9 protein-coding genes and 1 pseudogene are annotated in these 10,696 nt (G+C 61.4%); 1 reads left to right on the top strand and 9 read right to left on the bottom strand.

Translation table 11 applies throughout. The features are described 5' to 3' along the window. Positions 1-124: 124 nt before the first annotated feature. The 8 genes from AC0L25_RS31565 to AC0L25_RS31530 form a co-directional block, all read right to left on the bottom strand. The gene (locus tag AC0L25_RS31565) at positions 125-529 is read right to left on the bottom strand and encodes a Fur family transcriptional regulator (RefSeq protein ID WP_023797411.1); all 405 of its coding nucleotides are present in this window, start codon (positions 527-529) and stop codon (positions 125-127) included. Between the two features lie 246 nt (positions 530-775). After that, a complete protein-coding gene (gene mgrA, locus AC0L25_RS31560; protein ID WP_473599046.1) occupies positions 776-1,822 on the bottom strand; it encodes an L-glyceraldehyde 3-phosphate reductase in 1,047 nt (348 codons plus the stop codon). Between the two features lie 136 nt (positions 1,823-1,958). Then, positions 1,959-3,122 (bottom strand): Gfo/Idh/MocA family protein, encoded by a 1,164-nt coding sequence (locus AC0L25_RS31555; RefSeq protein WP_473599045.1) that lies wholly within the window; start codon positions 3,120-3,122, stop codon positions 1,959-1,961. A gap of 12 nt (positions 3,123-3,134) precedes the next feature. Continuing rightward, positions 3,135-3,881: a sugar phosphate isomerase/epimerase family protein gene (locus AC0L25_RS31550; protein ID WP_473599044.1), complete on the bottom strand. Its 747-nt coding sequence runs from the start codon at positions 3,879-3,881 to the stop codon at positions 3,135-3,137. A 69-nt stretch (positions 3,882-3,950) separates the two neighbouring features. After that, positions 3,951-5,048, bottom strand: a complete 1,098-nt coding sequence (locus tag AC0L25_RS31545) for an ABC transporter ATP-binding protein (protein WP_473599047.1) — start codon at positions 5,046-5,048, stop codon at positions 3,951-3,953. A 2-nt stretch (positions 5,049-5,050) separates the two neighbouring features. Then, positions 5,051-5,986: a carbohydrate ABC transporter permease gene (locus tag AC0L25_RS31540; RefSeq protein ID WP_473599043.1), complete on the bottom strand. Its 936-nt coding sequence runs from the start codon at positions 5,984-5,986 to the stop codon at positions 5,051-5,053. Beyond that, positions 5,979-6,872 carry a carbohydrate ABC transporter permease gene (locus AC0L25_RS31535; protein ID WP_473599042.1) on the bottom strand — a complete coding sequence of 298 codons (894 nt, stop codon included), beginning with the start codon at positions 6,870-6,872 and terminating at the stop codon, positions 5,979-5,981. The genes AC0L25_RS31540 and AC0L25_RS31535 overlap by 8 nt, the downstream gene beginning before the upstream one ends. 107 nt (positions 6,873-6,979) lie before the next feature. Then, positions 6,980-8,212, bottom strand: coding sequence for an ABC transporter substrate-binding protein (locus AC0L25_RS31530; protein ID WP_473599041.1), 1,233 nt, complete (start codon positions 8,210-8,212; stop codon positions 6,980-6,982). A 415-nt stretch (positions 8,213-8,627) separates the two neighbouring features. On the opposite strand from AC0L25_RS31530, the gene AC0L25_RS31525 reads away from it, so the two are divergent. Then, positions 8,628-9,677 (top strand): LacI family transcriptional regulator, encoded by a 1,050-nt coding sequence (locus tag AC0L25_RS31525; RefSeq protein WP_473599040.1) that lies wholly within the window; start codon positions 8,628-8,630, stop codon positions 9,675-9,677. Positions 9,678-10,049: 372 nt separating this feature from the next. Here AC0L25_RS31525 and AC0L25_RS31520 read toward each other — a convergent pair. Further along, positions 10,050-10,696 (bottom strand): annotated as a pseudogene (locus AC0L25_RS31520) (hypothetical protein); the annotation flags it as partial.

Here is a 10,696-nt window from a genome sequence, read left to right as displayed (position 1 = left end):
GGAATCATTCCTTTGCATCTGGCCTAGGAATCACATCTCGATTCCACCAGTCTACCCCTAAGTTAGCGCCTATGGGGGGCGCTTCCCTCCTGCATCCACCGCTAAGTCGCGGCATAACAGACCTTTAAGCCGCCTCGGCCAGGCATTTGGCACACGTCCCGCGGAACTCGATCACCGCCTTCTTGGCGGCAAAGCCGGTCGAGCGCACCCATTCGTCCAGCCGGTGTCCGACATCATGGTCGGAAAATTCGGTCACCTGTCCGCAGGTGTCGCAGATGGCAAAGGCGGTCATCGAATGGCTGTGGTCGTGCGGCTCGGCGCAGGCGACAAAGGAATTGAGGCTTTCGAGCCTGTGCACGAAGCCGGACTTCACCAGCGTGTCGAGCGCGCGATAGACCTGCAGCGGTGCTCGAAAACCCCGATCGCGCAACTGGTCGAGCAACGTATAGGCGCTAAGCGGCCCGCTGGCGGCCTCGAGTTTCTCGAGCACGCACAGCTGGTTTTTCGTCAGCACATCCCTTGCCGCCATGATCCTGTTTCCAACCCGTATTGCGCCGGTTGCACGTCATTTCCGCATGCAGGCGGCTCCAGTCCTATCCAGATAGCGACGAACGGGCCTTTTTGCTACTGTTTCTGTGTCGGCATGGCCCAGAAGCCGGCCAACTCCGGGCAGGCCCAAATTTCGAAGCAGACATTGGCGGCCGAGTAAAAAACGGCGGGAGCAGTTCCCGCCGTACCTGTTCGGCTATGCGCTGCCAATCACTTCCGTGGCGGATCACTTGCGAGGCGGACCCTTGCGCTCGGCCGAGGCGGCCCACAGATTGATGTCGGCCTCGCGTGCGTACGTGTCGATTTCGGCGAGCTCGGCATCGCTGAAGTCAAGCACCTTCAGCGCGCCGACGCAATCCTCGACCTGTTCCGGCCGGCTGGCGCCGATCAGCGCCGAGGTCACCCTGCCCTTGCGCAGCACCCAGGCCAGCGCCATCTGCGCCAGCGTCTGCCCGCGTCGGCCGGAAATCGCGTTCAGCGCCTTGATATTGGCGATGGTCTTGTCGTTGATGAAGGCCGGCCTCAGCGACTTGCCTTGACTGGCGCGGCTGCCCTCGGGGATGCCGCCGAGATATTTGTCGGTCAGCATGCCTTGCGCCAGCGGCGTGAACACGATCGAGCCGACGCCGAGCCCCTCCAGCGTGTCGAGTAGACCATCGTCCTCGACCCAGCGGTTGAGCATCGAATAGCTCGGCTGATGGATGATGCATGGCGTGCCGAGCTGCTTCAATATATCGGCGGCCTCGCGCGTGCGCTGCGAATTGTAGGAGGAGATGCCGGCATAAAGCGCCTTGCCCGAGCGCACCGCGTGATCGAGCGCACCCATCGTTTCTTCCAGCGGCGTTTCGGGGTCGAAGCGGTGCGAATAGAAGATGTCGACATAGTCGAGCCCCATCCGCTTCAGGCTCTGGTCGAGGCTGGCCAGCACATATTTGCGCCCGCCCCATTCGCCATAGGGTCCGGCCCACATCTCATAACCGGCCTTGGTCGAGATGATCAGCTCGTCACGATAGGAGGAGAAATCCGTCCGCAGGATTTCGCCAAAAGCCAACTCCGCCGAACCGGGCGGCGGGCCGTAATTGTTGGCGAGGTCGAAATGCGTGATGCCGAGATCGAACGCCTTGCGCGCGATCGCCTGCTTGGTCCGGTGCGGTGTGTCGTCACCGAAATTGTGCCAGAGCCCGAGCGAGATCGCCGGCAATTTCAGGCCGGATCGCCCGCAGCGATTATAGACCATGTTCTCGTAGCGGTTTTCGGCGGGCACATAGGGCATGGGAGATCCTCAAATCAAAAGCGAGCCCGGCAGCTGCCACCGCGAAAAAGGGTGAGTCGGCTCTGCTCTCACCCTTAGCTTCTCCAGGTTTCTATGGGGAGAGGGTTCGACGTGTCGCAACCACTGAAGCCCGCACCTATTTCTTCTTCGCCAAAGGTCCTTTCTTCTTCGCCAACAGCCCTTCCGCATCCTTGACGCCCAGTGCCGCAGGCCGTTCGCAGGTGGTCTGCATGGCAACGAATTTTCCGCTCGCGCCCGACCGCAGCATGCCGGTCATCACATCCACGGCATGCAGCGCCAGTTCCATCGAACAGCGATGCGGCCGGCCTTCCGCGATAGCCAGCGCCATGTCGGCGAGACCGGCGGTGCGGTAGTTGGCCATCATGCCGTGCGAATGCATCTGGTTGGCCACGCCGAACGGATGCTTCCATTTCGGCAGCTTCTTGACCGGCTTGGCGCCGTTGGTGAAGCGAACGTCCCCACCGAAGAAATTCGGATCCGGCAAAAACACCGTGCCCAACTCGCCGTAAAGTTCCATCGGCGCATGGCCATGGCTCCACACATCCCAGCTGGTATTGAGCGTCACCACGGCGCCATTCTCGAACTCCATCACGCCATGGATCGTCGTCGGCGTGGCGACCAGGATTTTTTCGCCGGCGCGAGGTTTCGAGCTGATGGTGCGTTCTGTCGAGGGGATCGAAGCGAACGCCGCCACCTGCTTCACCGGCCCGATCAGCTGGATCAGATTGGTGATGTAATAGGGTCCGATATCGAGCACCGGACCAGCGCCAGGCTGGAAGAAGAAGTCCGGATTGGGGTGCCAATGCTCCATCCCATGGCTCATCACATGGCATGTGCCGCTGGTGATCTTGCCGAGCTTGCCAGTGTCGATCAGGTTGCGGACAAGCTGGTGCGCGCCGCCGAGGAAAGTGTCGGGCGCCGAGCCGATGCGCAGTCCGTCTCTCTCCGCCAGATTCTTCAGGTCGAGCCCTTCCTTGACCGACAGCACGAACGGCTTTTCCGAATAGACGTGCTTGCCGGCATCGAGGATCTGTTTCGATACCTCGTAGTGCACCGCCGGAATGGTGAGATTGACGATGATGTCGATGTCGCCGGCCTTGAGCAGCCCTTCGACCGTTTCGGCGCGCAGCTTGAACTCCTTCGCCCGCGCCTTGGCCGCATCCATGTTGATATCCGCGCAGGCGCGCATCTCGATGCCGCGAAACAACGGCGCCAGTGAAAAATACGCCTTCGAGATGTTGCCGCAGCCGATGACGCCGACCCCAAGTTTTTTTGCCATGCTGGTTTGCTCCTAATAAGTCTTGGCGGCTGCGATCGAGCGGCGGGCGAAGCGCTCGATATCGTTGGGGTTGTCCTGTTCCATGACGTAGTGCTTCGCGGCGCTCTTGGCGCGCAGCGCCTTGATCAGGCCGGCCCAGTCGATTGTGCCGTGGCCGACATCCGACCAGCCGTCCTCGTCGAGACCCTCGCCGGGCTTGGCGATGTCCTTGACATGGACGGCGGCGATGCGTTTGCCATACTTCTCGATCCAGGGCAGCGGATCGCCGCCGCCGCGCATCACCCAGGCGACGTCCATCTCCCAGCCGATGTCGGGCGCTGCCGCCAGGATATGGTCCTGCGGCACCGACCCGTCGGCAAGCTTCTTGAACTCGAAATCGTGGTTGTGCCAGGCAAAGCCGTAGCCGGCCTTGCCTGCCGTCTCGCCGACCGTGGCCAGGCGGGCGCCGAAATCGCGCCAGCCGGCCGCGTCGGTCGGCCTGCTCTCGGCAACCAGATAGGGGCAGATGAGCAGCGTGATGCCGAGCGCGTCGGCGATTTTGCGCACGCCGTCAAAATCCTTCTCGAGCGCGTCGATCGAGAAATGGCCGGTCGGCATGGCGAGCCCGTTCTTGTCGAGTTCGGCACGAAACGCCTTGGGGTCGTCATAGACGCCGCCGAACCCCTCGACTTGCGCGTAGCCGAGCTCGCCCAGCAGCTTGAGCACCCCTTCCCAGGGTTGGAAATTGCGGGCGCTGTAAAGTTGGAATGACCAATTCATCGTCTCTGTCCGTTCTCTGGGGGATGGATGGGCTTGAGGTGAAATTCTTGGGAATGAGGTGTTGGGGAGTTACAGGCGGGTGCCGGTTGCGGCATCGAACAGCGAAGCGCGCATCGGGTCAAAACCGATGCTCACCGTGTCGGCATTGTTTGGCGTGCGCTCGGATGTCACCCTAACCGTGAAATTCTGATTTCCGAGCTTCAGCCAGACCAGCGTGTCGGACCCCATGGGTTCGACGACGACGACATTTGCAGTGGCTGTGAACGGCCATCCGGAGCCGCTGTTGAACGCGACATGCTCGGGCCGGATACCGAACACGGCCGCCCCCGGCACGGGCTCCTTTTCGAAAGCGTAAGTGACGAGCGGGATTCGCACATCCTCGGCGACGAAGTGCCAGTTGCCATCGTCCTTCTCCAGCCTGCCGTCGAGGAAATTCATCGCCGGCGAGCCGAGGAAGCCGGCGACGAAACGGTTGACCGGGCGGTTGTAGATGGTCTGCGGTGCGTCGAGCTGCTGGATGACGCCGCCCTTCATCACCGCGATGCGGTCGGCCAGCGTCATCGCCTCGATCTGATCGTGGGTGACATAGATCATCGTGTTCTGCAGCTTGCTGTGCAGCAGTTTGATTTCGACGCGCAGCTCCGCGCGCAGCTTGGCGTCGAGATTGGAAAGCGGCTCATCGAACAGGAAGACGTCGACGTCGCGCACCAGCGCCCGCCCGATGGCCACACGCTGGCGCTGGCCGCCCGAAAGCGCCGACGGTTTGCGCTGCAGCAATGGCTCGATCTGCAGGATTTCGGCGGCCCGCGCGATGCGCTTGGCGATCTCGTCCCTGGGAATGCCGGCAACGCGCAGCCCGAAGGACAGGTTCTTCTCGACGGTCATCTGCGGATAGAGCGCATAGGACTGGAACACCATGCCGATGCCACGGTCCTTGGGTTCCTCCCAGGTGACGTTCTTGCCCTTGATGAAGATGCGGCCGTCCGAAACGTCGAGCAGGCCGGCGATGCAGTTGAGCAAGGTCGACTTGCCGCAGCCGGACGGCCCGAGCAGCACGATGAACTCGCCTTCGGCGACATCGATGTTGAGCGTCTCCAGCACCGAAATTGCGCCGAAATTCAGCGACAGGTCCTGGATTGAGACGCTGGGATTTTCGAGTCTTGTCATCATCATCCTTTCACCGCGCCGGCGGCGATGCCGCGCACGAAAAGCTTGCCGGAAACGAAGTAGACGACGAGCGGTACCAGGCCGGTCAGGATGGTGGCGGCCATGTTGACGTTGTATTCCTTCACGCCTTGCACCGAGTTGACGATGTTGTTGAGCTGCACCGTCATCGGATAGGTGTCGGGGCGGGTGTAGACGACGCCGAACAGGAAGTCGTTCCAGATGCCGGTCACCTGCAGGATGACGGCGACGACGAAGATCGGCAGCGACATCGGCAGCATGATACGGAAATAGATGCCCCAGAAGCCGGCGCCGTCGACGCGCGCCGCCCGGAACAGTTCCTCCGGCATCGAAGAGAAGTAGTTGCGGAACAACAGTGTCAGGATTGGCATGCCGAAGATGGAATGGACGATCACCAGGCCGCTCAGGCTGCCGTAGAGGCCGATTTCGCGCAGGATGATGACGATCGGATAGATCATCACCTGATAGGGGATGAAGGCGCCGACGATCAGGATGACGAAGAAAGTGTCGGCTCCCTTGAAGCGCCAGTTGGCAAGCGCGTAGCCGTTCACCGAAGCGATGGCGATCGACAGGACGACCGACGGAACGGTGATGCGCACCGAATTCCAGAAGCCGCGCGAGAGCCCGTCGCAGTTGAGGCCGGTGCAGGCGCTGGACCAGGCCTTCACCCAAGGCTCAAAAGTGATCTCCAGCGGCGGCGAGAAGATGTTGCCGAGGCGTATCTCCGGCATGCCCTTGAGCGACGTCACCACCATCACATAGAGCGGCAACAGATAATACAGCGCCATCACGATGAGCGTGCCATAGAGGAAGATGTTGCGACGCGAGAGCACATGCCGCGGCTTCGGCCCTCGCGGCCCGGATGCCTCAAGCCCGATAGAGCCCGTACCTGCAGGCAGGGGACCGGCAAGGTCAGCCACGCTTCTTGCCTCCGAATTCGAGATAGGCCCAGGGAACGATGACGACCACCACCGACAGCAGCATCATGGTCGAGGCGGCGAAGCCCTGGCCGAGGTTCTGGGCGAAAAACATGTAGTCATAAACATATTTGGCCGGCACTTCGGAGGCGATGCCGGGACCGCCGCTGGTCTGGGCGACAACCAGGTCATAGACCTTGACGATGCCGGCAGCGATGATGACGAGCGCGGTGATGAACACCGGTCGCATCATCGGGATGATGATGAAGACATAGGTCTTCAAAGTGGGTATCCCATCCACCCGCGCGGCCTTCCAGATATCCTCGTCGATGCCGCGCAGGCCCGCCAGCATCAGGCACATGATGAGCCCGGTGCCTTGCCAGAGCGCGGCGATCAATATGCCGTAGATGACGATGTCGGAATTGTAGAGCGGATCGAAGTTGAAGCTTTCCCAGCCGAGGCCGCGCACTACCCCCTGGATTCCGAACTCCGGATTGAGCAGCCACTGCCAGACAAGACCGGTGACGATGAACGAGAGCGCGAAGGGATAGAGGAAGATAGTCCGGAACGTGTCCTCGAAGCGGATCTTCTGGTCGAGCAGCGCCGCCAGTATGAAGCCGATGACCAGAGAGAACACCAGCGACAGCACGCCGTAGACCAGCAGGTTCTCGATCGAGACCAGCCAACGCGGCGTCGACCACAACCGATAATACTGGTCGAGCCCGACGAAGTTCAGCCGCGGCAGCAGTTTTGAGTTTGTGAAGGAATAGAGCACCGTCCACGCGCTGCCGCCGACGAAGATCACCAGTGCGGTGAGGACCATCGGAATAGAGGCGACCTTGGCGTTAAGGTTGCGGAAGAGTTGGTTGGGGCGTTCGCTCTTGCTCATCTGCACAGCCGGGCTGGATCGGGTAAGGCCGAAGGGTCAGGGCCAAGGGTCAAGACTTGACCCGGAGCTCCCGGCCCCGCGGCGGGCCGGGAGCGGTTCGTCGATCGTCAGTCCGCTGAGGCGACGATGTCGGCGAAGCGCTTTTGCGCCTCTTCCACAGTCATGTCCGGCTTGGCGAAGAACTCGGAGAACAGGTCCTCCTTCTGCTTTTGGGTGTCCTGCGACAGCAGCTGGTCCGTCCAGGGCATAACGCTGCCCTTGGCCAGGATGTCGAGCCCTTTCTTCATGCAGTCGTTCGCCGCCTTGAGGTCGATATCGCCGCGCACCGGCAGCGAGCCCTTCTTGAGGTTGAAGGCGACCTGCGTCTTGGGATCGAGCAGCGTTTCGGCCAGCGCTTCCTGCGCCTTGGACTTTTCAGCGTCCTGTAGCAGCGGGAAGTAGAAGGCGTCGCCGCCGGTGGCGATGACCTCGTTCAGGCCAAGGCCGGGAAGGCAGGTATAGTCCTTGCCGGCGGTCTGGCCGGCAACCTGGAACTCGCCCTGCGCCCAGTCGCCCATGATCTGGCCGCCGGCCTTGCCGGTGATGACCAGATTGGTGGCCTGGTTCCAGTCCTGCACATTGGTGTTCTTCGCCATCTTGCGGGCATCGTCCGCGGCCTTGAACACCTTAGCGACCTCGGGTCCGGCGGCGAATTCGGCATCCTTGTCGCGATAGACCTTCAAGAACGCGTCCGTGCCGCCGACCGCCGTAAGCAGCACGTCGAAGGCGCCCGAAGATTGCCAGGGCTGCCCGCCGACTGCCAGCGGTATGACGCCTGCCTTCTCCAGCGCAGGGGCGGCTGCAACATATTCATTCCAATTCTTCGGCACCGGCACACCGGCCTTTTCGAAGGCCGCGTTCGACAGCCACAGCCACTGCCAGGAGTGAATATTGACCGGCACGCAATAGATCTTGCCGTCGAGGGTACAGCCGTCGAGCAGGCTCTTCGGCTGAACGATTTCCGCCCACTTGTCCCTGGTGGCGAGCTCGGTCAAATCGCGCATCAGACCGGCCTGCACCAATTCTTCCGCTTGCCTTCCGTGGTTGAACTGGGTGGCGCCCATGGGGTCACCGCCAGTGATGCGGCTGATCATGATCGGCCGCGCCGTGCCGCCGGACCCGGCGATGGCGCCGTCGACCCAATGATTGCCTGTCGCGTCGAACGCCTTGGCGAATTCGGCGACCGCCGCCGCCTCGCCGCCTGAAGTCCACCAATGGGTGACTTCCAGATCCGTCGCTGCCGCCGGGCCGGCGAATGGCAGCGCCACCGCCAACGCAGCGGTCATAAATTGGTATCGCATTTCGGCTCCTCCCAGAATCTGAAACGTTACAGATTTTCGATAAGGCAATTGCGAAAGGCACGCAACCCCGATTAGGAGCGGTTCGACATTTTTCGAGCCGCGAACAAAGTCACCGTACAATTTTCCGTCCATTGCATCGCAGCGAAAACACACTGCATTGCAAAAATGATGCTGCAATGCATGAAATTCGACGAAACCTTGCTCAGCGGGCAAGTCCTGCCGACCTCCAACGTCTTCGCGTCCAACGGAGCGCCGCTCATACAGAGCACCCGTCAGCAGCCGCTGCGCGAGGACAAGTGACAATCTGTAACGTTTCAGTGTATAGGGTGTTATCGGGCGGAGAGTCGCAGGCGAGCCGCAATCCGCCGATTGCCGGCCAGCACGGCAACTGCTATGCGCCTGACGGGCGGGATGAATGGACAGAGATCAGACGGAAAAGGACGACGAGGCCTCGGCACTGGGCCGGCCGACATTGAAGACGCTTGCCTTCATGACCGGGCTGGGCGTCACCACCGTGTCGCGGGCGCTGAAGGACGCGCCCGAGATCGGCGCCGAGACCAGGCGGCGCGTCCAGCTCGTCGCCAGGCAGATCGGTTACCGCCCCAACCGTGCCGGTGTGCGCCTGCGGACCGGCAAGACCAACGTCATCAGCCTCGTGCTCAACACCGAGCGCGAGATCATGAGCTTTGTCTCGGACATCATCTACGGCGTCTCGGAAGTCATCGCCGATACGCCCTATCACCTGATCGTGACGCCCTACTCACGCTCGCAGGATCCCCTGGACCCGATACGTTATCTCTTGGAAACCGGCTCCGCCGACGGCGTCATCATTTCGCGCACTCAGCCGAATGACCCCAGGGCCCGTTACATGCTGGAGCGCGGTATCCCCTTTGCCACGCATGGGCGCACCGATATGGGGCTGATCCATCCCTATCATGATTTCGACAATTACGCGTTCGCGACCGAGGCTGTGCGCCACCTGGCCGGCATCGGCCGCCGCAGGCTGGCTCTGCTGGCGCCGCCAGTCGAGCTGACCTACCACGGTCATACGCTGAACGGCTTCACCGATGCGCTGAGCGAGGTCGGCGCCAGCGAAATCCCGTTCAACACCGTTTCGGTCGACCATTCGATCGAGCAGATCAGAATGAGGACCGCGCAACTGATGCGCCGCGACGTCAGGCCGGACGGTTTCGTCAGCAGTGCCGCTGCCGCTACGCTCGCCATCGTCGCCGGCATCGAGGACGCCGGCCTCAAGCTCGGCCGGGACGTCGATGTGGTGTCCAAGCAGTCGTCGGACCTGCTGCACCTGTTCCGCAGGGAATTGCTGGTCGTCAATGAGAACTTCCGGCTGGCCGGCGCCGAGCTCGCCCGCTCAGTGTTGGGCTGGATCGGCGGCGCAGCACCGGGCTCCTTGCAAAGCCTGAGCGAGCCGACCGGCGTTATGGCCTATCGCCGTCCCGACTAGAGCGGATAGGTTCAAATTGAACTGGGCATCCCGCCCATCAATTTGTCTTAGCCGCATTTCTACGACGCCAAGTGAGTCCACCCTGGCTGCAAAATGCGCGCTGCTGACTGGCAGCCTTGGGCCGGGAGCGGACCGTCAGGTCTTGGCTCGGTTGCTCAGATAGCTGCCGTTCTGCAGCCGATCCCCGTTGCGGTCGTTCGGGTACAACTAACAGCTTCCCAAAAGCTGCCATTCACATCCGCGCGGCAATGTAAACTTTGCGCCGTTCGGGGACACGCAGCCGCGCCATATTCTTAGAGGTGCACAACTCAAAATACTGTATCGCCGGAATGAAAACCGTCGACTTGCGTCGAGGTCTTACGAACTTCGCAACTATGGGCGCTTGCGCCTCCGGACCTTCGGCTTCGGCGGCGGGGGGAAGTAAACCTGCACGTTGCCACTGCCGAGCGTGGCCCCTTGATCCGCGATTATCTCAGCTAGCGCGCGCATGACGTGCTCATCGCCTTGGCGCGCATCGTGCCGTTTAGCCTCCTCTAAGAGCAACATGACCTTGCCAGCATTCTCGATCTTCTTCTCGATCGCTTCCTGCCGTCTCAGAGCCACCTCTTGTTTTTTAAGCGCAACCTCTTGTCTCTTAAGCGCAACCTCTTGGCGGCGCAGTGCGACGTCCTGCTTTTTCAGAGCGACCTGTTGGTCACCAAGTACGAATGATCGCGCTGTTTGCGAGTTCTCAAGGTCGCGGCGCTGCACTTCCTGTTTATAAAACAAGATCCGACCAAGGACCGCATCGACCGTCGGCTTGGTGACGCCCTTGACGAAGGCAACTACGTCAAACGGATTGCTGAAGCGAACAACCTTGATGGTTAGCGGCCCCTGTAACTTCTGGTAAGACGACTTAGCGTCGGCTTCGCCGCCATGGACCTCCTCCATAATCTCGTATTCTGAGTACGCCTCCGGCGAAGGCCGCCTTGCGCGAGCGTGGCAGGGTAGCGAGGCTGCGCTCTTAAGGTCGTCCTTAC

The sequence above is a fragment of the Mesorhizobium sp. WSM4813 genome (assembly GCF_055811555.1).
The sequence above is the reverse complement of the archived record's forward strand: the minus strand, read 5'-3'. Positions and strand labels throughout refer to the sequence as shown.

Coding starts and splice junctions, on each gene's coding strand:
- AC0L25_RS31565 (WP_023797411.1), bottom strand. CDS start 529: ATGGCGGCAAGGGATGTGCTGACGAAAAACCAGCTGTGCGTGCTCGAG.
- mgrA (WP_473599046.1), bottom strand. CDS start 1,822: ATGCCCTATGTGCCCGCCGAAAACCGCTACGAGAACATGGTCTATAAT.
- AC0L25_RS31555 (WP_473599045.1), bottom strand. CDS start 3,122: ATGGCAAAAAAACTTGGGGTCGGCGTCATCGGCTGCGGCAACATCTCG.
- AC0L25_RS31550 (WP_473599044.1), bottom strand. CDS start 3,881: ATGAATTGGTCATTCCAACTTTACAGCGCCCGCAATTTCCAACCCTGG.
- AC0L25_RS31545 (WP_473599047.1), bottom strand. CDS start 5,048: ATGACAAGACTCGAAAATCCCAGCGTCTCAATCCAGGACCTGTCGCTG.
- AC0L25_RS31535 (WP_473599042.1), bottom strand. CDS start 6,872: ATGAGCAAGAGCGAACGCCCCAACCAACTCTTCCGCAACCTTAACGCC.
- AC0L25_RS31530 (WP_473599041.1), bottom strand. CDS start 8,212: ATGCGATACCAATTTATGACCGCTGCGTTGGCGGTGGCGCTGCCATTC.
- AC0L25_RS31525 (WP_473599040.1), top strand. CDS start 8,628: ATGGACAGAGATCAGACGGAAAAGGACGACGAGGCCTCGGCACTGGGC.